This is a genomic window from Tenacibaculum sp. SZ-18 (assembly GCF_002813915.1).
GTDB lineage: Bacteria > Bacteroidota > Bacteroidia > Flavobacteriales > Flavobacteriaceae > Polaribacter.
In genome coordinates this window covers 1,249,761-1,272,258 of the sequence record NZ_CP019335.1, presented here as the reverse complement: position 1 = coordinate 1,272,258, position 22,498 = coordinate 1,249,761, and the positions used below count along the sequence as shown (strand labels likewise).

Annotated in this window: 24 protein-coding genes; 13 read left to right on the top strand and 11 right to left on the bottom strand. The window is 29.9% G+C overall.

Features of this window, described 5'->3' with window-relative positions; translation table 11 throughout:
- Window positions 1-41: 41 nt before the first annotated feature.
- From BTO06_RS05840 to BTO06_RS05830, 3 genes are all read right to left on the bottom strand, one after another.
- Window positions 42-1,673, bottom strand: coding sequence for a S8 family serine peptidase (locus tag BTO06_RS05840; protein WP_100924403.1), 1,632 nt, complete (start codon window positions 1,671-1,673; stop codon window positions 42-44).
- A 44-nt stretch (window positions 1,674-1,717) separates the two neighbouring features.
- Window positions 1,718-2,905, bottom strand: coding sequence for a tRNA 2-thiouridine(34) synthase MnmA (gene mnmA, locus BTO06_RS05835; RefSeq protein WP_100924402.1), 1,188 nt, complete (start codon window positions 2,903-2,905; stop codon window positions 1,718-1,720).
- Window positions 2,906-3,003: 98 nt separating this feature from the next.
- A complete protein-coding gene (locus BTO06_RS05830) occupies window positions 3,004-3,717 on the bottom strand; it encodes a toxin-antitoxin system YwqK family antitoxin (RefSeq protein WP_100924401.1) in 714 nt (237 codons plus the stop codon).
- 63 nt (window positions 3,718-3,780) lie between these two features.
- Between BTO06_RS05830 and BTO06_RS05825 the strand changes: the two genes are divergently transcribed.
- The 8 genes from BTO06_RS05825 (at window position 3,781) to BTO06_RS05790 (ending at window position 9,553) form a co-directional block, all read left to right on the top strand.
- On the top strand, window positions 3,781-4,368 hold the full coding sequence (locus BTO06_RS05825; protein ID WP_100924400.1) for an adenylosuccinate lyase: 588 nt from the start codon (window positions 3,781-3,783) through the stop codon (window positions 4,366-4,368).
- A 97-nt stretch (window positions 4,369-4,465) separates the two neighbouring features.
- Window positions 4,466-4,726, top strand: a complete 261-nt coding sequence (locus tag BTO06_RS05820) for a hypothetical protein (RefSeq protein ID WP_157811755.1) — start codon at window positions 4,466-4,468, stop codon at window positions 4,724-4,726.
- Window positions 4,727-4,883: 157 nt separating this feature from the next.
- Window positions 4,884-5,144 (top strand): hypothetical protein, encoded by a 261-nt coding sequence (locus BTO06_RS05815; RefSeq protein ID WP_100924398.1) that lies wholly within the window; start codon window positions 4,884-4,886, stop codon window positions 5,142-5,144.
- An 89-nt stretch (window positions 5,145-5,233) separates the two neighbouring features.
- The gene (locus BTO06_RS05810) at window positions 5,234-6,214 is read left to right on the top strand and encodes a hypothetical protein (protein ID WP_100924397.1); all 981 of its coding nucleotides are present in this window, start codon (window positions 5,234-5,236) and stop codon (window positions 6,212-6,214) included.
- A gap of 19 nt (window positions 6,215-6,233) precedes the next feature.
- The gene (locus BTO06_RS05805; protein WP_100924396.1) at window positions 6,234-7,199 is read left to right on the top strand and encodes a hypothetical protein; all 966 of its coding nucleotides are present in this window, start codon (window positions 6,234-6,236) and stop codon (window positions 7,197-7,199) included.
- A gap of 19 nt (window positions 7,200-7,218) precedes the next feature.
- Complete coding sequence (locus tag BTO06_RS05800) at window positions 7,219-8,199, top strand: hypothetical protein (RefSeq protein ID WP_100924395.1); 981 nt, start codon at window positions 7,219-7,221, stop codon at window positions 8,197-8,199.
- A gap of 19 nt (window positions 8,200-8,218) precedes the next feature.
- On the top strand, window positions 8,219-9,172 hold the full coding sequence (locus BTO06_RS05795) for a hypothetical protein (protein ID WP_100924394.1): 954 nt from the start codon (window positions 8,219-8,221) through the stop codon (window positions 9,170-9,172).
- 120 nt (window positions 9,173-9,292) lie between these two features.
- Entirely contained in the window at window positions 9,293-9,553 is a 261-nt protein-coding gene (locus tag BTO06_RS05790; RefSeq protein WP_100924393.1) for a hypothetical protein, read from the top strand.
- Window positions 9,554-9,588: 35 nt separating this feature from the next.
- Here the strand turns inward: BTO06_RS05790 and BTO06_RS05785 are convergent, their stop codons facing one another.
- Both BTO06_RS05785 and BTO06_RS05780 read right to left on the bottom strand, forming a co-directional pair.
- Window positions 9,589-10,425: a sterol desaturase family protein gene (locus tag BTO06_RS05785; protein ID WP_100924392.1), complete on the bottom strand. Its 837-nt coding sequence runs from the start codon at window positions 10,423-10,425 to the stop codon at window positions 9,589-9,591.
- Window positions 10,426-10,494: 69 nt separating this feature from the next.
- Window positions 10,495-10,995 carry a YkgJ family cysteine cluster protein gene (locus tag BTO06_RS05780; RefSeq protein WP_100924391.1) on the bottom strand — a complete coding sequence of 167 codons (501 nt, stop codon included), beginning with the start codon at window positions 10,993-10,995 and terminating at the stop codon, window positions 10,495-10,497.
- 95 nt (window positions 10,996-11,090) lie between these two features.
- Here BTO06_RS05780 and argS point away from each other — a divergent pair, with 95 nt between their 5' ends.
- From argS to BTO06_RS05755, 5 genes are all read left to right on the top strand, one after another.
- Complete coding sequence (gene argS / locus BTO06_RS05775; RefSeq protein WP_100924390.1) at window positions 11,091-12,863, top strand: arginine--tRNA ligase; 1,773 nt, start codon at window positions 11,091-11,093, stop codon at window positions 12,861-12,863.
- 6 nt (window positions 12,864-12,869) lie between these two features.
- Complete coding sequence (locus tag BTO06_RS05770) at window positions 12,870-13,457, top strand: hypothetical protein (protein WP_100924389.1); 588 nt, start codon at window positions 12,870-12,872, stop codon at window positions 13,455-13,457.
- Window positions 13,458-13,485: 28 nt separating this feature from the next.
- A complete protein-coding gene (gene lpdA, locus BTO06_RS05765; protein WP_100924388.1) occupies window positions 13,486-14,874 on the top strand; it encodes a dihydrolipoyl dehydrogenase in 1,389 nt (462 codons plus the stop codon).
- Window positions 14,875-15,198: 324 nt separating this feature from the next.
- The gene (locus BTO06_RS05760) at window positions 15,199-15,792 is read left to right on the top strand and encodes a hypothetical protein (RefSeq protein ID WP_100924387.1); all 594 of its coding nucleotides are present in this window, start codon (window positions 15,199-15,201) and stop codon (window positions 15,790-15,792) included.
- A gap of 91 nt (window positions 15,793-15,883) precedes the next feature.
- Complete coding sequence (locus BTO06_RS05755) at window positions 15,884-16,258, top strand: LysM peptidoglycan-binding domain-containing protein (protein ID WP_100924386.1); 375 nt, start codon at window positions 15,884-15,886, stop codon at window positions 16,256-16,258.
- A gap of 75 nt (window positions 16,259-16,333) precedes the next feature.
- On the opposite strand, the gene BTO06_RS05750 is transcribed toward BTO06_RS05755, so the two are convergent.
- The 6 genes from BTO06_RS05750 to BTO06_RS05725 form a co-directional block, all read right to left on the bottom strand.
- Window positions 16,334-16,528: a hypothetical protein gene (locus BTO06_RS05750; RefSeq protein WP_100924385.1), complete on the bottom strand. Its 195-nt coding sequence runs from the start codon at window positions 16,526-16,528 to the stop codon at window positions 16,334-16,336.
- Window positions 16,529-17,855: 1,327 nt separating this feature from the next.
- Complete coding sequence (locus tag BTO06_RS05745; protein ID WP_100924384.1) at window positions 17,856-18,614, bottom strand: hypothetical protein; 759 nt, start codon at window positions 18,612-18,614, stop codon at window positions 17,856-17,858.
- Window positions 18,615-18,616: 2 nt separating this feature from the next.
- Window positions 18,617-19,054 carry a hypothetical protein gene (locus BTO06_RS05740; RefSeq protein ID WP_157811754.1) on the bottom strand — a complete coding sequence of 146 codons (438 nt, stop codon included), beginning with the start codon at window positions 19,052-19,054 and terminating at the stop codon, window positions 18,617-18,619.
- 6 nt (window positions 19,055-19,060) lie between these two features.
- A complete protein-coding gene (locus tag BTO06_RS05735; protein WP_100924382.1) occupies window positions 19,061-19,948 on the bottom strand; it encodes an RHS repeat domain-containing protein in 888 nt (295 codons plus the stop codon).
- Between the two features lie 185 nt (window positions 19,949-20,133).
- The gene (locus BTO06_RS05730) at window positions 20,134-20,874 is read right to left on the bottom strand and encodes a hypothetical protein (protein WP_157811753.1); all 741 of its coding nucleotides are present in this window, start codon (window positions 20,872-20,874) and stop codon (window positions 20,134-20,136) included.
- A 132-nt stretch (window positions 20,875-21,006) separates the two neighbouring features.
- Window positions 21,007-22,182, bottom strand: a complete 1,176-nt coding sequence (locus tag BTO06_RS05725; protein ID WP_100924380.1) for a GlmU family protein — start codon at window positions 22,180-22,182, stop codon at window positions 21,007-21,009.
- Between the last annotated feature and the right edge of the window lie 316 nt (window positions 22,183-22,498).

Sequence of the window (22,498 nt, the reverse complement as noted above, 5' to 3'; positions counted from 1 at the left end):
TTTAATTTACTAGTAATTCTAAACACCAAATATCTTAATAATTATCTTTTAATAAGCTTTATCACCTTTTTACTATTTCCATTCGATAAACTCAACAGATAAATTCCACCATTAAGTGAAGAAACATTTATTACGTTAGTTTGAGTATTATGAAACTTTAATACTTCTTTTCCTAAAATGTTATAAATTAAAATTCTGTAATCTTGTATGTTACTATTGGCTATATTAATAGTTAGATTATCTCCTGCAGGATTCGGAAAAATTGAAAAACCATCTAATTCAAATTCATCCGCAGAAAGTGTTACATTAAATGCAGCCTCAAAATCTGGAACACCATATCCGTATTGATCTGTAGGATTTGAATATCTATCAGCAGATTTTCTAACAATATCCATTATTTCCATATTTGTTTTATTAGGAAAAGCTTGCCAAAAACAAGCAATGACACCAGTCATTACTGGAGAAGAAAATGAAGTACCATTTGACAATGCATTACTTCCAGAGATATAATTTACAATATAAACGTTTTGTCCTTGACCTAATACATCAGGTTTTACCCGGCCATCAGCTGTTGGACCATACGAACTAAATGAAGCAATAGTTTCAACAGAATTTACAGCTCCAACAGTAAATACAGAATTGGCATCGGCTGGTGCACTTATGTATTTCCAGGGACTGTTTCCTGAATTACCGGCAGAAGTTACCAATAACATTCCTCTACTCGATCCAATCTCAGCTCCTCTAGTGATAAATGTAGTTTCACCATTCATATCGCTGTAAGAATAATTATAATTTGAGTTATCAAAAGTTGTATAACCTAATGACGTATTTATGATATCAACACCTAAACTATCTGATCTTTCCGCTGCTTCTACCCATAAGGTTTCTTCCAATGGTGTTTCACTAGCTGCATCTTCCGTTCTAAATAAATAAAAAGATGCATCTGGAGCAGTTCCAATAAAATCGTTCTCTTTATAAGCAGCTATATCAGACAGCACATGTGTTCCATGAGAATTACCCGTGTAAAAATTAGTACTTCTATTTACAAAATCGTAACCACCTAAAATTTGATTATTCTTTCGTAAACCTGAAAAAGCTCCAAGTGTATTTACATTCGGAAAACCTGCATCAATAACTGCGATATGAATTCCTGCACCTGTGTATCCATTTTCATGTAAGAAATCTCCACCTAGCATTTCTATTTGGTTAGTAGCATCACCATAATTATATGTTGGCTTTCCACTTTGGAATTTACTTTTATGATTGTTAAGTACTTGCTTTTGCTTTTTGAAATTTACAGTTCCTTTTGCATTTAAAGAACGATTTGCAAAATCAATCCTATCAATAAATGTAAAACTCGTGTTTAAATTATTAATATCGTTAATTTGACCAATTACATGAATAGCGTTAAGCCATTTTGATTTTCCTAATACAGTAATTCCTGTTGCGGATTTTATTTGATTGTAGTAAGAAGCTTCAATAGGAACATCTTTATTGTCGAGTGAAATTCCTTGTTTAGTTCGTCGATCTAATGCTCTTTGAGATAACATTGTTAATGGTGACGCAATATACGTTGCCTCACTTGGTTTATCTTTTAAATAAACCCAAGCATGTTCCTGAGCAAATAAGTTTGTACTTAATAGTAGTGGTAAAAAAAACAGTAACTTCTTCATGATTGAAAGTTACTGTTTTTATTTAATTATTAAATCAAAAGTTCTTATGAAATCACTCCTGATCCTAAAAGTTCTTCATTATTGTACCAAGCAACGAATTGCCCTTCTTGAATGGCTGATTGAGGATTTTCAAACTCCACAAACAATCCATTTTCTACTTTATGTAATATTGCTTTTTCTAAAGGCTGACGATAACGAATTCTTGCTTCAACTTCCATTGTTTCATCATTAGCTAAAGCTAAATCTTCACGAACCCAATGCAGTTCTTCATTGGAAACAAACAATACGTTTCTATATAACCCTCTGTGATTTTTTCCTTCTCCTGTAAAAATTACGTTTTCTTCTACATCTGTTTCAATTACAAACAAAGGTTCCTTAGTTCCTCCTACTGCAAGTCCTTTTCTTTGTCCTTTTGTAAAATAATGAGCTCCTTGATGCTTTCCTACAACTTTTCCATCAGCAACATCATATTCGAACTTTTTTGACTTGTACGTTAATTCTGCCTGTTTATTTTCAAAACGTGGTAATGGTTTATTATATGCCTCCAAAGAATCTGGAACTTGAACGATCACTCCTTCTTTCGGTTGAAGTTTTTGTTGAAGAAAATCTGGTAAACGAACTTTACCAATAAAACATAATCCTTGAGAATCTTTTTTCTCAGCAGTAATTAAATCTGCTTCTTTTGCAATTTCTCTTACTTCAGGTTTTGTTAATTCTCCAACCGGAAATAAAGCTTTGGATAATTGCTCTTGAGATAACTGACACAAGAAATAAGATTGGTCTTTATTTCCATCTTTCCCAGCTAATAATTTATAAACTGGTTTTCCGTCTATAATTTCCTCTTCTTTTCTGCAATAATGTCCAGTAGCAACGTAGTCTGCTCCCAAACCAAGTGCAATGTCCATAAAAACATCAAACTTAATCTCACGATTACATAGAACATCTGGATTTGGAGTTCTTCCTTTTTCGTATTCATCAAACATATAATCAACAATACGTTCTTTGTATTGTTCACTTAAATCGACAGTTTGAAATGGAATTCCTAATTTTTCAGCAACAATCATAGCATCATTGCTATCTTCTAACCAAGGACATTCGTCAGAAATAGTAACAGAATCGTCATGCCAATTCTTCATAAAAAGGCCAATAACTTCATATCCTTGTTTTTGCAATAAATAAGCGGTTACACTGCTATCTACTCCTCCTGAAAGTCCGACCACTACTCTTTTCATATTTTGCCAAATTTAGACAGCAAATTTACGAATAAGAATCTGTTTCTTTAATGGGAAAAATTGATAAGTATATAAAATGAATTTATAAAAGAAAATTACTACTCTTCCTCCTCTTGTTTTGGTTTAGCATCATCTTTTAGCATGCTTTTTCTCGGTCTTCCTTTTGCAGAAACCTCACCATCGATGTAATATTCCCATTTCCCTTTTCTTGCACCATTTTCATATATTCCTTTCTCTTTGATAACACCTTTTAAGTCGTAATATTTACCTAAACCATTCAGTTTTCCATCAACATAAATTACATCTTCAATTAAAATCCCTTCTTCTGTATAAATTTTTGAAGTTCCGTGTTTCCTTCCTTCTTCATAGAAAGTTTCTTCAGTTACATTACCATTATCATAGTAATTTTTAACCACTCCATCTAGAAGTCCGTTCTCATAATTTTCTTCGGAAAAAATTCTTTGACCATCTGCGAAGTAATAAATCCATTTACCAACACGTTTTTTACCCACCATTTTACCTTTGGTTTTTACACGTGTTTTATTGTAAAATTTTACTGAAGCTGTGTCTGAAGTATTAGAAAAAATCTTCACAATTTCTGGATACGATGAGCCTTGATTATAAAAAGAAAACGTTCCTATTTCTTTTCCATTTTTAAATTCTCCTTCGTATCTAATATCACCGTTTTCATAATATTTCTTCCAAATTCCTGTTCTTCTTCCTTGAGAATCTAACTTATTTATTTTTTGACCAAATGCAGTAAAAGAAGCTACTACAAAACTTAAGACAAGTATCACGTTAACTTTGCTCATTGTTTCTCTCTTTTGTCCTTATATTTAGTTTTATAATTGTAAAAGTACACAAACCCTACTAATATGAGTATCGATTTTTTAATTTCTGTATTAAACAATATTGAAAACCCTAAAAAAGTAAATCGTATTAAAGCTGCAAATATTGTATTGAAACAACCAGAATTAATAGAACTACTGGTAGATTTAACATTTAAAGTGGATAATCCTATTTCGGTTAAAGCTAGCTGGATTTTAGAATGGATTTGTACACATCATGGAATTAATCATGTTTTACCATATTTAGATACTTTCACAAAAGGACTATCTCACTTATATTTTGATGGTTCTATAAGAACCTGCGCTAAAATTTGTGAGCACTTAGCTAATAACTTTTCAAATAAGGAAGAAAATAGAACTAAACAGCTTCTCACCAACGATCATATCACGAGAATCATAGAAACTGGATTTGACTGGTTAATGACTGATAAAAAAATTGCTGTAAAAGCTTACACTATGACTACTTTATATGTTTTCGGTAAATATCAAGATTGGGTTCATCCTGAATTAAAATATATTATTAGAAGTAAAGTTATTCATGAAGGAAAAGGATGTACAGCACGTGGTAGAAAAATTCTTGAATTACTTGACATGGATGCACAATTGGAAAAATAAACAAATCAGAAACTCTCTGCTACATTTCAGAAAATATTACAATCTCAGATATTACTTTGGAGATACTTTTACAGTATTAACCAAAAATTTTAAAATCATGTCAAAAAACATTTTAAACTTAATCGATATTCAGCAATTAAGTACTGAAGAACAAAAGGCAATTAACGGCGGTCATTTAGATGGTATTATCGACGATAACCCTAATGTTTCATTTAAGTGTTATAGAAATAACTCTGGTAACAGATTCTTTATTTCACCAATAGATTTAAGTTCGCCTACAACCGTTTGTTTTCCATTTAATCCAAATTACCAATTTGATGATTCAATTTCTGATCCTTTAGGACCGGTATTAAATTAAAATTTGGGCGAACTACATAGTTCGCCTTTTTTATTTATACTCTTAAAAAATAAATACGTCCTTTTATAAACTAAAACGACAGTTTCGGAAAATATTAATTTACTTAAGGCTGGCGTTTCGATAACTTTAAAATATTAACCTAAAAATAAAATCAATCATGTTAAAAAGAATTTTAAAGTTAGATGGAGTACAAGAATTGACCAAAAATGAAACCGAAGCTGTGAAAGGAAAAGGTGGAAGAGGTTCTGGAACAAGTTCTACCGTTTCTGTTGGTTCAACGCTAAGTGAGGACGATAAAGATTATTGGACCCCTGGTGGTAAGTTCGCATGTTACACAAGATATCAAAATCCGAATAGTTTTAGTCATATTTCTTATTATGACGAAACTGGTAGTGTATATATCTGTTGGCCATATTAATTCCTGAAAATTATCACTCTAAAATTTAGCGAACTTTAAAAAGTTCGCTTTTTTTATGCTGTTTTTGTATATTTCATTAAAATTTGAAAATGAAAAAATTGCTATTCATAGGATTTGTTTTAGTCTTATTATCATGTTCTCAAAAAGTTTCAAAAAAAGATTTGGAGGGAAGTTGGAAATCAAATCCAATTTATGATTCTGAACATGAAGAAAATTACCCATTTTTTAATCAAATCAATTTCAAAGGGAATAATGCTATACTAATCGATTATTTCGGTTTCTCATTACCCGGTACATTTGAAATAAGAAAAGATTCAATAAATATTTTTTTTAAAGACTCGCTAGAATATAATTTCAATTTTTATAAATGTGATTCAATATTAGAATTTGATAGTAATACATATGAAAAGTATCAATCTTCATTAAAAAATGAGTTGAATTATAACTTAATTGACCTAGAATCTGATATTAAAATGTCTGCCAAAGAATTAAAAAGCTACATCAATACTTTTCATTTATTAGACAAATCCTTCAAGCCAACTTACTATATGTATAATGAATATTTACCCTTAAATGAAATTTTTCATCATAATTCAATTCATTTTGAAAAAGGTGGTTGGAATGTATTTTTAAGTGACAAAATATCAAACTTAAAACTATTGAAATCATTCTATATTGATATGGCAAAACACAACGCTCTTAAAGTAAACTTCATAACTAAGGTTGATATTAGTAAGAAAACATATGATATTTATACTTGCTATGCAGATGTTTGGAATGAAGAAATTCCTCCAATCCAAAAAGAGGAAAAAATAAATCCGCCTCCAAGTTTAATTCAATATGAAAACAAAAAAGCTTATATAAAATACTTCAAACCTAAATTGCTTCAATTAAAATCTGAAAGAGATTTTGAAAAATTAGATAACATTGAAATAAATTCTAATTATTTAATAAGTATCAATATTGATATTCCAATTAAGAAATACTTCAAACTAATCCATAAAATCAACAATATTCGAACAAACAAAAACATAAAAATTAGAACAGAGTTAATTGAGATAAAAAACTAAATCAAAAGAAAAAGATATCATGAAACAAATAATTGTAGTAATACTTTCTTTATTCATATTATCATGCTCTCAAAAAGTTTCAAAAAAAGATTTGGAAGGTGTTTGGTGGTTTTATGATGGAACTGGTGATGGTGAACTCACATTTAAGAACGACTCTATTACAATAGACAATGGTTATGGCCTTCCAAATAAAGCGAGATATAAACTTAAAAAAGATAGTATTTTAATATCTTTTGAAGGAAACACTAAAACTGACTTTTTAAAATATAATTATAAAGATTCAATACTTTCATACAAAAACGCTAGATACTACAAGAGATTCAACGCTGCAGATTCATCCGGCATCGTTCATAAAAAATTTGATCTCATAAATATTAAATCAACTAAAACAATGCATTCTGACAGTCTAAATTTAAGTCACTCCAGTATTTTTCGAGCATTTAAAAACGGAAGAAATGAATTAAAACTAGTACTAAATGACGCAACAACATCGGTCGAAGATTTATCTTCCTTTCTTCTTGTAACTAATTGCTTTGGTGACAACCATATAAATCATCCTCCTTATTTACTGTTAGGAGAAAAAATTAACTTAGAAGATTTAAAAGAAATTTATATCTATTCGAATGTTGTTAATTATGATAGCATTCATATTTTGACTCATTACGATTTTCTAAATCGGTTATTTCATTCGTATAAAGTAAATATTGAGATTTTTAGAGAACAGACTTTAGAACTTGTTCCTCATACCAAAAAAGATATTTATCGAAAAGACTATATCAATAAATTCAAACCAGAAAACGTTGTCATAAAATCTAAAGAAGATTTTGTAAAACTAGATACTCTAAAAACTGACTTAAACTATTTAATAAGTATTGATTTAGATTTACCTATTGAGGAGTATTTACATTTAAATCAGAAAATTAACACTCTTCGTAAAAAGCAAAATGGCAATATTAGAACAGAGTTAATTGAGACAAAAAACTAATTAAAAAGAAAAAGCTATCATGAAACAAATAATTGTAGTAGTACTCTCTTTATCTATATTATCATGCTCTCAAAAAGTTTCAAAAAAAGATTTGGAGGGTAGTTGGAAATTTAATCCAATTTATAATTCTGAAAATGGAGTAAATTATCCATTTTTTAATCAAATTATCTTCAAAGGAAATAATGCCAAACTAATAGATTATTTTGGCTATTCATTTCAAGGTACATATAAAATTAAAAAAGATACAATATGTATTTCTTTTAAAGACTCGCTAGAATATAATTTCAATTTTTATAAATGTGATTCAATATTAGAATTTGATAGTAATACATATGAAAAGTATCAATCTTCATTAAAAAATGAGTTGAATTATAACTTAATTGACCTAGAATCTGATATTAAAATGTCTACTAAAGAATTAAATAGCTACATCAATACTTTTCATCTATTGGATAACTCTTTCAAACCAACTTATTATATGGTAGATGAATATTTACCCTTAACTGAAATTTTACATCAATATTTAACTGATTTCGATAAAGGTGGTTGGAATGTCTTTTTAAGTTCTGAAATATCAAATTTAAAGCAATTGAAATCATTCTTTATTGATATGGCAAAACACAACGCTCTTAAAGTAAACTTCATAACTAAGGTTGATATTAGTAAGAAAACATATGATATTTATACTTGCTATGCAGATGTTTGGAATGAAGAAATTCCTCCAATCCAAAAAGAGGAAAAAATAAATCCGCCTCCAAGTTTAATTCAATATGAAAACAAAAAAGCTTATATAAAATACTTCAAACCTAAATTGCTTCAATTAAAATCTGAAAGAGATTTTGAAAAATTAGATAACATTGAAATAAATTCTAATTATTTAATAAGTATCAATATTGATATTCCAATTAAGAAATACTTCAAACTAATCCATAAAATCAACAATATTCGAACAAACAAAAACATAAAAATTAGAACAGAGTTAATTGAGATAAAAAACTAAATCAAAAGAAAAAGACATCATGAAACAAATAATTGTAGTAATACTCTCTTTATCCATATTATCATGCTCTCAAAAAGTTTCAGAAAAAGATTTGGAAGGTGTTTGGCGGAATTATGAGAATTCTAGTGACTATCAAATCAAGTTTATTAAGGACTCTATTATAATAAATAACAGTTTAGGATTCAGCTCATATGGAAAGTTTAAATTAAAAGAAGATTCTATTTCCATAATTATTAATAATGAAATCTATGAAGAATATTTAAAATACAATACTAAAGACTCTTCACTCCTTTTAAATAACTACACTTACTTTAAGTTATCATATAATGTAAACGAAGTCTACGAGAAAATAGATTTTATAAATATTAAATCAAAAAAACTAGTTCATTCTGATAGTATAGATCATTATTCATCTATCTCTTTTAAATTATTTAAGAATGAAGAAAATGAGCTAAAAGTTATATTAAATGATAAAATTACAACTATTGAAGATATTCCTCTTTTTTTAAACTCTACAACGTGCAGTGGAGGAAAACCAGTACACTATAGACCATATTTAATTTTAGGACAAAATTTAACAACCAAAGATTTATCAAAAATCTTCCCTTATTTAGATGCTATGAATCATAATGTCATAACACTTGTTACACAATATGATTTTCAAAATAGACTATTCCATTTTTACGACATTAGAATTGAGTTATTTAAGGAGCAACTTTTAAAAAATGGACCACCTCCAAGAGAATCTGATATTACTAGAACAGATTATATAAACGAATTCAAACCAGAAATCGTTGTTATAAAATCTAAAGATCATTTCGCAAAACTAGATACTCTAAAAACTGACTTAAACTATTTAATAAGTATTGATTTAGATTTATCTATTGAAGATTATTTACATTTAAATCAGAAGATAAATTCCACTCGTAAAAAACAAAAAATCAATATTAGAACAGAGTTAATTCACCTATAAATTCATTTTTTATACCTAAAATTTTTAGCGATAAATACTATAATAATTAAGGCAAATTCCTTGTCTATGCTTTTTTAATCTGCACTAATTTGCAACCAATATTAATTAAAAAATTAAATCATGAAAAAAAGCATTTTAAATGTAAAGGGAGTGGAAAAAATTCCAGCAAAAGATCAAAAAAGAATTAACGGTGGTGGTGGTTTTGGAAATCCTTATAATTCAACCCCAATAAATCCAGGGGATCCAGACGGTCCTGTAACACCGAATTGGCAATTTATGTGCTACTCAGCAAGCACAGCGTCTTACAACCACGTGCAGTATTTTAAATCTGAAACAGATTTAAGTTTGACAGATAGAAGATATAAGTGTTTTAGAATCTAACAAAAAAGCGAGCAAAAATGCTCGCTTTTTTATTATTATAACTTTTCCAAGTTCGTCGGTTTTCGATATCCCTGAAACGGTTGTTTTAATAATTCTGCCAAGTTTGAATTTTTTACTTCATCTGGGAATGTATCAACTCCATATACGATTTTATCCCTATCTAGCTCCATGTAAGTTCCTAATAATCGATCCCAAATAGAAAAGATATTTCCAAAGTTCGAGTCGGTATAAGGCAACAAATTATGATGATGCACTTTGTGCATATCAGGAGAAACTATTACATAACTTAATACCTTATCTAATGTTCTTGGCATTTTTATATTCGCATGAGTAAATTGTGTAAATATTAAAGATAAAGACTGATATAACATAATAATATAAAAAGGAGTGCCTACTAAAAAGACACCTAATAATGTAAACGCAAAACGAATTACGCTTTCTATAGGATGATGTCTGTTTGCTGTTGTCGTATCAACTTTATGATCTGAATGATGAACTAAATGAACCATCCATAATGGAATAAACTTATGCTCTACTAAATGAGCTAAATACGCTCCGAAAAAATCTAAGAATAAAACACCTATTGCAATGTAAGCCCATAAAGGCATTTCTGGTAGCCAATTAATTAAACCGAATTGATTTTCTTCTACCCAAAAAGAAGTTTGTAATAAAAGAAACGCGAGTGCAAAATTGATAATTACTGTAGTTCCTGTAAAAAATAAATTCGGCCAAGCATGTTTCCATTTGTTATAGCCAAATTTAAATAAAGGTACTCCACTCTCTATGAGCCAAAAAAATGAAATTCCTCCAACCAATAGCATACTCCTATGTAGCGTTGGCATGTTTTCAAAATAGGTCTTAATTACTTCCATGTTATGTTTATTTACATAACAAGTTTACTAAAAAAGGTGCGGATTATTCCTATAACTACGTTAATAAAATTAAGAAATCGGTAATTTTTTCTTTAATTCTTCAATAATTCTATAAGTAGCAGGACAAATTTCTGTGTTTTTGATAGTTAAATTAGCTAATTGTATGAATTTCTTACGATTGGTATGTGGATATTCAGCACAAGCTTTAGGACGAACGTTATAAATAAAACAAGAATTATCGTTTAAGTCTAAAAACGGACATGGAGAGGTTTGTAATACATGAAAATCATCTTCATCAATACGTAAATATTGAGAAACAAAAGCTGAAACTTTCATTTTTAAATGCTTCGAAATACGCTCAATATCTTTATAGGTAAACATTGGACTTGTAGTTTTACAACAATTCCCACAATTCAAGCAATCCGTTCGTTCAAATTCCTCTTCATGAATTTCCTGTACAATTAAATCAAGGCGCTTTGGTGTTCGCTTTTTCAGTTTTTGAAAATATTTCTTGTTTTCAGCAAGTTTCTCTTGTGATAATTCTTTAAGATTTTCAAGGTCTTTATCCATATTGCAAAGCTACGGGAATATGAATAGAATTCGGCTATATAAACCAATAAAATTGTGTAATTTTGCTACTCGATTTAAATGAAATAAGTCAACTAATGAGCATACAATCGTTACTAGAAGCGAACGTTAAAGAAGGGTTTAAAAAATTATACGATACAGAAATCCCATCTGTAGAATTTCAAGCAACAAGAAAAGATTTTGAAGGAGATATTACTGTAGTAATTTTTCCACTACTTCGATACAAGAAAGGAAATCCAGTACAAATTGGTGAAGATTTAGGAAACTACTTGGTAGAAAACATTCAAGAAGTGTCTAAATTTAATGTAGTAAAAGGATTCCTAAATTTAGTTATTGATGATAGTTTTTACATTAACTTCTTCAATGAAATTTCATCAAACAAATCATACGGATTTGTAAGCTCAGAATCGGATGCGAGAATGGTTGAATATTCTTCTCCGAATACAAACAAACCATTGCACTTAGGACACGTTAGAAATGTTTTATTAGGATATTCGGTTTCTGAAATTTTAAAAGCGGCGGGACATAAAGTATATAAAACACAAATTATTAACGATCGTGGAATTCATATTTGTAAGTCAATGTTGGCTTGGAAACGTTTTGGACACGGAGAAACTCCACAATCTACAGGATTAAAAGGAGATAAATTAGTTGGTAATTACTACGTAAAATTCGATAAAGAATACAAGAAAGAAATTTCAGAATTAGTTGAACGAGGAATTTCTGAGGATGATGCTAAAAAGCAAGCTCCAATTTTTGTAGAAGCTCAAGAAATGTTACGTAAATGGGAATCTGGAGATTCAGAGACTGTTGAACTTTGGAAAACAATGAACGGTTGGGTGTATGAAGGATTTGACGTAACATACGACAACATTGGTGTAAACTTCGATAAGTTATATTATGAAAGTGACACCTATTTATTAGGTAAAGATGTTATTGAACAAGGATTAAAAGATGGTGTTTTCTTCAAAAAAGAAGATGGATCTGTTTGGTGTGATTTAACTGAAGATGGTTTAGATGAGAAATTAGTATTACGTTCAGATGGTACTGCAGTATATATGACTCAAGATATTGGTACGGCTATTCAACGTGCTAAAGACTTTACAGATTTAAACGGAATGGTTTATACTGTGGGTAATGAGCAAGATTATCACTTTAAAGTATTATTCTTAATCTTAAAGAAGTTAGGATATAACTGGGCTGATCAATTATATCACTTAAGTTACGGAATGGTAGATTTACCTTCTGGTAAAATGAAATCACGTGAAGGAACAGTGGTAGATGCTGATGACTTAATGGATGAAATGACGAATACTGCTCGTGAGATTTCTCAAGAATTAGGAAAATTAGAAGGATACTCTGATGAAGAAAAGGAGTCTTTATATAAAATCATTGGATTAGGCGCTTTAAAATATTTCATTTTAAAGGTAGATCCTAAAAAGAGAATCCTATTCGATCCTCAAGCTTCTGTAGATTTCCAAGGAAATACTGGACCTTTTGTGCAATATACGTATGCTAGAATCCAATCTATTTTAAGAAAAGCTGATTTTAATTACAATTCTTCTGTTTCATCTGTTGATTTACATGATAAGGAGAAAGAATTAATTAAGCAATTAGAATTATATCCAGAAGTGATTCAACAAGCAGCTAAGAGCTATTCTCCTGCTGTAGTTGCAAATTACACGTACGATTTAGTAAAAGAATTCAACTCTTTTTACCAGAATGTTTCAATTTTAGGTGAAGAGAATCAAGATAAAAAAGTATTTAGAGTTCAGTTATCTAAAAAGGTGGCGGATACTATTAAATCAGCATTTAGTTTATTAGGAATTAATGTTCCTGATAGAATGTAAAGAGTAGTGCAAAAAATCTTAATTAAAAATACAATCAAATTAATTATTGGCGGGATAGCCATAGGATTATTGTACCAATACGGTTTATTATTAGCCATATTATTGATCTTAAAGATTGCACACTCATTCTACAAAAACATAAAAAAACAAACCTTGAGCATTGCCCTTGTTATTGGTTTTGTAGTAACTGGAATTATTGGAATTGCTGTTGAACATGCTGGAACATCCAATGGATACTGGGAATATCATGATATTTCAAGACAAGTTCCTTTATGGATTTTCTTTGCTTGGGGTGGCGCTTTTATTTTGATGTATCAAATTGAAAATCAAATTTATAAATCTACCCCTGACCTCTCTGATAGTTCAAAAAAACACTTAACATTATTCATGGTAGCCTTTTTTCCTACGTTAGGTGAAATAATTGCCATAAATTTGGGGACGTGGAAGTATTATGTTTCTTATCAAATTTTAGAAATCCCTTTGGCTGCCATTGCAGCTTTAATAATAATTCACAGTTCGACAAATGCCTTTTTAGGTGTTACGAGCAAAAAATTCGGAATTAAAGACATGGTTTTTAATCCACAAAAAATGTAAATAAACAACTAATAGATAAATACAAATTATGAAATACGACATCATAGTGATTGGTTCAGGACCTGGAGGATATGTTACGGCTATTAGAGCTTCTCAATTAGGTTTTAAAACGGCTGTAATTGAGAAAGAAAGTTTAGGTGGTATTTGCTTAAACTGGGGGTGTATTCCAACGAAAGCATTATTAAAATCGGCTCAGGTATACGACTATTTAAAACATGTTGATGAATATGGTTTAAAAGCAGAAGCTATTGATAAAGACTTTGAAGCTGTAATCAAAAGAAGTCGTGGTGTAGCTGAAGGAATGAGTAAAGGTGTTCAATTCTTAATGAAGAAAAATAAGATTGATGTTATCAATGGTTTTGGAAAAATTAAAACAGGAAAAAAAGTTGATGTTACTGTTGAAGACGGAACAATAACGGAATATTCTGCCGATCATATTATAATTGCAACTGGAGCTAGATCTCGTGAATTACCAAGCTTACCTCAAGATGGTAAAAAGGTAATTGGATATCGTAAAGCAATGACGTTGCCAACTCAGCCTAAATCTTTAATTGTTGTAGGTTCTGGTGCTATTGGAGTTGAGTTTGCTCATTTCTACAATTCTATGGGAACTGAAGTTACTATTGTAGAATATATGCCAAATATTGTTCCTGTTGAAGATAAAGATGTTTCTAAGCAAATGGAGCGTTCTTTCAAAAAAGCAGGAATAAAAGTTATGACAAACGCTTCTGTAGAATCGGTTGATACCTCTGGAGAAGGAGTTAAAGCTACTGTTAAAACTAAAAAAGGTGAACAAATTTTAGAAGCAGACATCCTATTATCAGCAGTAGGAATTAAAACAAACATTGAAAACATTGGATTAGAAGATGTTGGAATTGTAACAGATAGAGATAAGATTTTAGTAAACGATTGGTATCAAACAAATATCCCAGGATATTATGCCATTGGAGATGTAACTCCCGGACCAGCTTTAGCACATGTTGCTTCTGCTGAAGGAATTACCTGTGTTGAAAAAATCGCCGGATTACATACAGAAACTATTGATTACGGTAATATTCCTGGTTGTACCTATGCTACTCCAGAAATTGCGTCTGTAGGATTGACTGAAGAAAAAGCTAAAGAAGCTGGTTACGATATTAAAGTTGGTAAATTTCCATTCTCTGCATCAGGTAAAGCAAAAGCTGCTGGAACTCCAGAAGGATTTGTAAAAGTAATTTTTGATGCAAAGTATGGTGAATGGTTAGGATGTCATATGATTGGAGCTGGTGTTACAGATATGATCGCAGAAGCTGTGTTAGGTAGAAAATTAGAAACTACTGGTCACGAAGTATTAAAAGCAATTCACCCTCACCCAACAATGAGTGAAGCGGTTATGGAAGCTGTAGCTGATGCTTACGATGAAGTGATTCACCTATAGAACATAACATATATAAATTTAAAGGCCATCATAAAAATGATGGCCTTTTTTTATGTAATTCTAAATAAAAAAGAATTGTATAATGTTCATTCCGAATGAAATGAAGGAATATATTAAAATGTTTACTCTTAAGGCTCAGATTACTTCAAAATTAAAATTTTTCGTAATGTCGTTCTCTAGAAGAGGAACATGACAAACTTATAAAAAACATCCAATTATAATCTATTGTTAATTATGCAAACACTTCACTAAAACTGACGTTTTTGGTATCATTCTTGCACTATCTTGGACTTAACCATATAAATAAATTTAAAATCAAAAATTATGAAAAAAACACTATTAACTTTATTGCTATTATGTGCTACAATTAGTACAACATTTGCTCAAGGAGAAGGAAAAAGACAAGAAGTTGGAATTGACTTTTCTTCATTAAACTCCTTTGGTTTAACTTACAGAACAGGTACAGCAACAAATTTATGGCGATTTAACATCTTAACTTTGAATGCCGCAAAAACTAATACATCTAGCGATTCTTCTGAGACAGACCAAACAAATATTGGTGGTAGTATTAGTATCGGTAAAGAATTTAGAAAAGAGATTACCAAAAATCTTGAATTGCGTTATGGTGCTGATTTAGCATTTGAATATAATCACTATAACCAAGAAAGTGAAAATAGCACTGATATTTCTGAAACTAATAGGAACACTTATTCCCCTTCAGTTGCTGGTGTAATAGGTTTAAACTATGTTTTTAATTCTAATTTAGCTTTTGGTGTAGAACTACTTCCAAGGTTTACCTATACTACTGGTAAGAGTGTATCAACTTTAAATTCAGTTGAAATAGAATCTAAAATATCAAGCTATTCTTTCGGATTAACTAATAACTTCGCAAGATTATCATTAGTATACCGATTCTAAAAAACGAAAATAATAACCAAGAAGAAACAAGAAAACCTCACAAATTGCGAGGTTTTTTTAATATATTTAAAACAAATAAAATTTTTACAATATGAAATCAAAATATCAAAGTGTTTTAAACCTAGGTGAACAATTAGAAATTCAAAACGGAGATGTAAAAGAAGAAAATGGAGTTTTACATGTCTCAGGAATTGCAAAGAATCAGTATGAGAAAAATCTTTTATGGGATGAAATAAAAAAAATTGGAGGAGAAAATCCAAGTGATATCGTAGCTGACATTACTGTTGCTGATACATCTATTTTTGCCAATCATACTGTAAAAAGTGGAGAGACTCTGGGAAAAATTGCAAAACACTATTATGGAGATGCAATGAAGTATAAAGAAATTTTCGAGGCTAACACGAATATTTTAAAGTCTGCAGATTTAATTCATCCAGGACAAGAATTGGTAATTCCAAATCTTTAGTATCAAGTTTAAAACTATCTACTATATAAAAAAACCTCGCAAATTGCGAGGTTTTTAAATTTTGAGGACTATCCATTAATTAAATATGCATACTCTTCCTCCCCATCCTGTCCAACTATTTCTACATGAAACGTCTCCAGGTCCTAAGAAAGGATAAGCATTCCAGCAATCTCTGTTTGTTCTACAAGGTATGTTTCCGAAACCACCTTCTACTTGCTTTTGTTCTTTTTTACTAAGGGACTTTCCTAAATTTTCAATGTTTTTTAACATAATAATAAATTTTTAGATTTTTATTTGGTATAATAAAATTTAATTACTCTAAATGTATGAATCTATTTTTAAATACTGAAAAAGTTTTAGAAAAATTTTGAATTTCGTATTAAAAACTAGGATTATCAAAAAAAAGAGAATGTAAAGGATGTTAATAAAAATTTTTAACATTATAACTAAATTATTCTTTAATAAAAATCGAATATTTTAACAATTATATAATTTAAACCTTTTTCGGCATCATTATTGTTATTTTTTATTCAACGAAAAAACTACTATTATGCAATTATCAATTACTTTTAAAGGAAAGTTGATGGGGAAGTTGCTATAAATGAAAAAGGAAGGTTACAAAACCAAAAAAACCGAAACATGCTAGTTTCGGTTTTTTTAGTTTCTATGTAATTATCAAACTCACATTCTATGAAAAAAACTATAGGTCATTGCAAATGAAACGAAGTGAAATGAAGTAATCTGTAAAAGCGATAGTGGGATTACTTCGGCTAGTTATCAAAACAAATTTGGCACATCCCTCGTAATGACGGTAACAAAACGTCATTGCGAACGTAGTGAAGCAATCTTAACATTTCGAACTCAGAATAGAAAGATTACTTCGTTATTTCATTCCTCGTAATGACGAGAACAAAACGTCATTGCGAATGCAGTGAAGCAATCTCAACATTTAGAACTCAAAAAATAAAAGATTACTTCGTCATTTCATTCCTCGTAATGACGGGAACAAAACGTCATTGCGAATGCAGTGAAGCAATCTCAACATTTCGAGCTCAAATTAAAAAGATTACTTCGTCATTTCATTCCTCGTAATGACGGGTACAAAAGGTGTTAAGAAAAACCCAACGTCATTGCGAATGCAGTGAAGCAATCTCAACATTTAGAACTCAAAAAATAAAAGATTACTTCGTAATTTCATCCCTAGTAATGACGGGAACGAAACGTCATTGCTAACCTAGTGAAGTAATCTTAATATCTTGAACTCAAAAAAAAAAATTACTTCGTCGATTCCTCCTCGTAATTACGGGAGCAAAAGGTATAAAGAAAAAACTAACGTCATTGCGAATGCAGTGAAGGAATCTGTAAATCGATAGTGAGATTACTTCGGCTAGTTACCAAAACAAATTTGGCACATACCTCTTAATAACGGGAGCGAAACATCGTGTAGCAATCTCAACATTATAACCCTAAAATAAAAAAACTACCTCAATTATTTAAATTAAGATCGTCTACTTATACTGTTTTGCTAAGCTGATACGGTACTCGATACAATCGAGCACTAGCCGTTGCTTTTATTTGTTCGAGCGCGAGCGGGTGGCTATTTAGTTATTATTGGAAAAACCGCATAATCAAAATAATCATAAGTCTGTTCTTCGAAGAATCTATTAGCCTTATTAACTATAAAAATACCCCTATCAGAGGATAAATTATTATCACAAACAATGGAAATTTTACCGTTTTTTAATCTTAAAAAAATGATTTTATCATTATCTAAATAATTGCCATTATTTGTTATACTTTTTTGAAATGACTCTATTAAAATCTTAAATTTTGCTATTAAATCAATAGATACCTTTTCGTTTTTATAATATAACTTAAACAAATCACTATATTGTGATAGTTTCTTTCTGTCTTTTAAATCACTATATTTTTTCAAACCACATATATCGTATCCCCATTTATTTTGAAATAACTGATAAATTACAATATTTGAATTCCACATTTTTAAATATTCCTTAATACCAAAATCTTTGATTTCTTTTAAAGAAATTAAATTTTTAGAATTATTCCTATTTATGGATACTTTAGTAGTTTTTTCAAATTGATCATATGTTACGTTTATATCATAATTAAAATGATTCTCAGTTGTTTTATTAATGTATTTTAATAATGGAATAATATCACTTTTATTTTTAGGAAAAAAATCTGCTTTATTTATAATTTCTCCTGTTAACATGTAAGTAAATTCTTTATTCTCTCGTTTTAGTCTTTCAACAAAATCTTTTTTACTTTTAAAATCAAAATAAAAAAAGATAACAATCACTATTAAACTAAATAAAAAAAATTTTCTTCCCATTATTAGTTTTTAAGTTTTTCTTGTCCTTTAAAATACTCTTGTAATATAGTGTTCTCATTTCTACCATTAATGTAATCTTCTGCAAAATGAAAATCTTTATTAGTTTTAAAAGTTATCCACAAAACCCCTATCTCTTTTCTATCGTAATTAGTAAAATTAAAACCTCTTCTTGATTTTCCTTGATCTGCATATAAGGCACTGTCTCCAGTAAATCCTTCTCTACCATTCAACCTTGGCCTCAGATGATTTATATATCTTTCATCTGATATAGTTAAAGTAACCGATAATGTAACCTCAAACTCTACACCCGATATCATTATTGTATCTTCCCAATCTCCTCCTAGGAATTCCAAATCAGCAAAAGATACTGCTTTAAAATGAGGGTATGAACTTCCTTCGCCATACTCTCTTTCTAGCATATCTGCTCTTGAGGATTTCAAAAGATTCTATATCAAAGGACTATAATGTGTTTTAAAATAATCTGACATATCCACAGTATAATTCGCAAATCCTAATAATCTACTCAATGGATTAAATTGATTTATATAATTTTTAGTAGCTTCAGCTAATGTTTTTCCTCCATATATAAGTCCTTTAGAAACAGCATCTTTTTCAGAGTTAATACTTAGATCATAATAAAAACGATTACTCCCATCTTTTCTAACCCAATCATCAGTACTTCCTCCATCAGGATCAATTTTATTTAACGGATTATTTGCCATTCCCAAATACAGTGAGGCAAATTCATGTTTTGGGTCAGTCGTCAACCATCTACCAATTCTCGCATCCCATAAACCTAATTGAAAGGCCTCTTTCTCAGTTTCTTGGTCAACTTCTTGTCCTTGGTAACCGTAGCGATAAACTTCTCCATCCTGAGTTATTCTACCAGGCATTGGCATACCAAATGTATAATAATCGGTAGTACTTGTTAATGCCATTGCGCTTGTTCCTTGCTTAGCAATTACCGCACGTACATTTCCTAAATGATCTGTTAACTGGTAAACACTTGTTGCCGAGTTTTTATTATAAATACCTAATCTACTCTTTCCATAAATAGGATGCTCAACATCTGCATCTTCTATTGTTTGTCCTACTTCTGGTGTAACAATAGCCATTGGATTACCAGAAGCATCACGTACATAATACGTTGGTTTGGTATACGTTCCTGCAATATTAGATTCTTTCTTTATTCGCTGACCTTTATCATCATAATAAATGGCTACATTTGGTTCGGTAAGTATAGCTACTTGTTCATTATCTAAATAAAACTTTACTTGTTCACCAGAACTTAATATCCCACTTATCTCTACGGTAACTCTATTAGTACTTGACACTGGTGTAATATTAAAAGTAACTGGCTTATGTGAAAACTGTTGCCTTGATTTAATTAATTTTTACCTGATTTTATCATGGAAATTACAAAGCAAAATACCGAATGTTACAATCATCGAGAATTACAACAAAAAACTACCTGAGTTTAACTAAATTCAGTTAACTTAATTATTCTTTTTGAAAAATCTTAATAATCGAATTCTATTCTTGCTTTTTTTCGTTTTTCTAATTCTTCAATTGGGTTTCTGACACTCTTATTTAGACACAACTCTCCTTCTTCAACTAATCCAACAATGTCTGTACCCCTCAATTCATCAACATTCCAACAAAAAGAAGCTACATCATATTGAAAAACTTGAAGTTCAGAGGTATTTATATCTTGAATCACCTTACCTTTTTTATACACCAAAATATGTGATTGATTATTATCTTTTGTTTGTAAGTAAAATGCTTCTCCTTGTTTTAATTGCTCTACTATTTTAGTATTAGCTACAAATTTTATCTGTGTAATTAATGTAAGTTCAGGATTGTAATACAAATACCTTTTAACCTTAGTATTATATTGTTTTTCCTCTATTTGATCTACAACACTAATTTTATCATTGATTTTAAACTCAAAATATTTGGGCTTAAACTCTAAAGAATCAACGAAATTAACTATTTGTTTTTTCGTAGTAGTTTTTAAAAAGTTGTTGTAACTCTTGAAGTTTTGTTTATCGAAACTTTTCGCAGAAAAATCCAGCTTAATCGGAGTTAAATAAGTGGGTATACCAGAAACTTCGAAACCATTTTTTCTTACAGTTTTCTTTTGTTCTCCAATAACTCCTAGATCAACTGAATTATAAGCTTGATAAAATTTAGTTTTTTGCGGCAATGTATAGCACGAAACTATTAATACGCTAAGTATTAAGTAGAAATATTTTTTCATAAACAATTTTTTTTCCGTTAAAATTATTAGAGTTCAAAAATATACATTTTTTTCAAAATGAAATGATTCAAAAAAAATGATTTACTTTTCAAATATTAACAACATATTAATAAGGTATTCAAGCCTATATATTTAGAATACTCTATACTGTTGAGTCTTTTGAAAAACAGCAGATAATATTTTTTGCTCTATTTCATCATACTCTATATTTCTTCTTTTCATAACTACCTCAGCAACTTCATTTACTTTATTCATTTTATATTCTGTGAACCCAGATGCTCCGCCCCAACTAAATGATGGAACAAAGTTTCTAGGAAATCCACTTCCAAAAATATTAGATGAAACTCCTATTACTGTTCCTGTATTAAACATCGTATTAATTCCACATTTCGAATGATCTCCCATCATTAAACCACAAAACTGTAATCCCGTTTTAGCAAACCTTCCAGTTTCATAATTCCATAGTCTTACTTCTGCATAATTATTTTTAAGATTTGAATTATTAGTGTCCGCACCGAGATTACACCATTCACCTAACACAGAATTTCCCAAAAAGCCATCGTGACCTTTATTGGAGTATCCAAAAAGGACTGAATTATTTACTTCTCCTCCAACTTTACAATATGGACCTAAAGTTGTTGCTCCATAAATTTTCGCTCCGAGCTTCAAAACTGAATTGTCACACATAGCAAGTGCTCCACGCACAACAACACCTTCCATTATTTCCGCATTTTTACCAATATAAATTGGACCTGTTGTTGCATTTAAAGTTGCAAAAGTCAATTTAGCACCTTCTTCTATAAATATTTGCTCTCTTCCAACACAGTTAACTGTTTCTGGAATTAGTTGTGATTCTCTACCTTCTGTTAATAAATTAAAATCTTGACGAATAGCAAGATCATTTTTTGAAAAAATATCCCACGTATTTTTAATTTGAACAATATCTTCTTCAAATTCAATTTGAGAATAAGAATCAAAATCTACTTCATCCTGATCTTGAGTTGTATAAAAAGCAATGACATCTTCTCCTTTAAAAATTGCTTCATTTTGTTTTAATTTTTTTATCCTTTCCACTAATTCTGGTGTTGGTAAAAACGAAGCATTAAGCATAACATTCTCTTCCATTTCAACCATAGGAAACTTTTCTTCCAAATATTCTTCGGTAATTGTTGTTGTAGTTAAACCAAGGTACTTTTCCCATTTTTCTCTAATCGTCAAAATTCCAACTCTAATATCGGCTACAGGTCGTGTAAAGGTAAATGGTAAAAGAGATGCTCTTACATCTCCATCGAATAAAATATAGTTCATTTTAGATTTTTTTGAAGCAAAACAAACATACAACAAAAAACCGATTACCTTGAGACAATCGGTTATTGAGTAAGGATTTTTTTACACTATTTAAGAACAATCATCTTGCTACCAGTTTTATTTTCAGAACTCACCTTAATGAGTATATCCTGCTTTCTTTTTCATCAGTATTAAAATTAATTTCACTGAATAAACTCCCTTGTTTTATTCTTACCAATCTTCCAGTGAATTCATAGCATATTAATTCCGCAATTTTAACAGAAGTTGATAACTGAATATTTACATTATTTAAATATCGATTTGGGCATACTTCAAT

Excerpts from the sequence above, each read along its gene's own strand:
- BTO06_RS05745 (WP_100924384.1), bottom strand. The coding sequence starts at position 18,614 with ATGGGAAGAAAATTTTTTTTATTTAGTTTAATAGTGATTGTTATCTTT.
- BTO06_RS05790 (WP_100924393.1), top strand. The coding sequence starts at position 9,293 with ATGAAAAAAAGCATTTTAAATGTAAAGGGAGTGGAAAAAATTCCAGCA.
- argS (WP_100924390.1), top strand. The coding sequence starts at position 11,091 with ATGAGCATACAATCGTTACTAGAAGCGAACGTTAAAGAAGGGTTTAAA.
- BTO06_RS05730 (WP_157811753.1), bottom strand. The coding sequence starts at position 20,874 with ATGAAAAAATATTTCTACTTAATACTTAGCGTATTAATAGTTTCGTGC.
- BTO06_RS05725 (WP_100924380.1), bottom strand. The coding sequence starts at position 22,182 with ATGAACTATATTTTATTCGATGGAGATGTAAGAGCATCTCTTTTACCA.
- BTO06_RS05750 (WP_100924385.1), bottom strand. The coding sequence starts at position 16,528 with ATGTTAAAAAACATTGAAAATTTAGGAAAGTCCCTTAGTAAAAAAGAA.
- BTO06_RS05815 (WP_100924398.1), top strand. The coding sequence starts at position 4,884 with ATGTTAAAAAGAATTTTAAAGTTAGATGGAGTACAAGAATTGACCAAA.
- lpdA (WP_100924388.1), top strand. The coding sequence starts at position 13,486 with ATGAAATACGACATCATAGTGATTGGTTCAGGACCTGGAGGATATGTT.
- BTO06_RS05830 (WP_100924401.1), bottom strand. The coding sequence starts at position 3,717 with ATGAGCAAAGTTAACGTGATACTTGTCTTAAGTTTTGTAGTAGCTTCT.
- BTO06_RS05800 (WP_100924395.1), top strand. The coding sequence starts at position 7,219 with ATGAAACAAATAATTGTAGTAGTACTCTCTTTATCTATATTATCATGC.
- BTO06_RS05760 (WP_100924387.1), top strand. The coding sequence starts at position 15,199 with ATGAAAAAAACACTATTAACTTTATTGCTATTATGTGCTACAATTAGT.
- BTO06_RS05755 (WP_100924386.1), top strand. The coding sequence starts at position 15,884 with ATGAAATCAAAATATCAAAGTGTTTTAAACCTAGGTGAACAATTAGAA.
- BTO06_RS05840 (WP_100924403.1), bottom strand. The coding sequence starts at position 1,673 with ATGAAGAAGTTACTGTTTTTTTTACCACTACTATTAAGTACAAACTTA.
- mnmA (WP_100924402.1), bottom strand. The coding sequence starts at position 2,905 with ATGAAAAGAGTAGTGGTCGGACTTTCAGGAGGAGTAGATAGCAGTGTA.
- BTO06_RS05825 (WP_100924400.1), top strand. The coding sequence starts at position 3,781 with ATGAGTATCGATTTTTTAATTTCTGTATTAAACAATATTGAAAACCCT.
- BTO06_RS05805 (WP_100924396.1), top strand. The coding sequence starts at position 6,234 with ATGAAACAAATAATTGTAGTAATACTTTCTTTATTCATATTATCATGC.
- BTO06_RS05820 (WP_157811755.1), top strand. The coding sequence starts at position 4,466 with ATGTCAAAAAACATTTTAAACTTAATCGATATTCAGCAATTAAGTACT.
- BTO06_RS05785 (WP_100924392.1), bottom strand. The coding sequence starts at position 10,425 with ATGGAAGTAATTAAGACCTATTTTGAAAACATGCCAACGCTACATAGG.
- BTO06_RS05810 (WP_100924397.1), top strand. The coding sequence starts at position 5,234 with ATGAAAAAATTGCTATTCATAGGATTTGTTTTAGTCTTATTATCATGT.
- BTO06_RS05795 (WP_100924394.1), top strand. The coding sequence starts at position 8,219 with ATGAAACAAATAATTGTAGTAATACTCTCTTTATCCATATTATCATGC.
- BTO06_RS05780 (WP_100924391.1), bottom strand. The coding sequence starts at position 10,995 with ATGGATAAAGACCTTGAAAATCTTAAAGAATTATCACAAGAGAAACTT.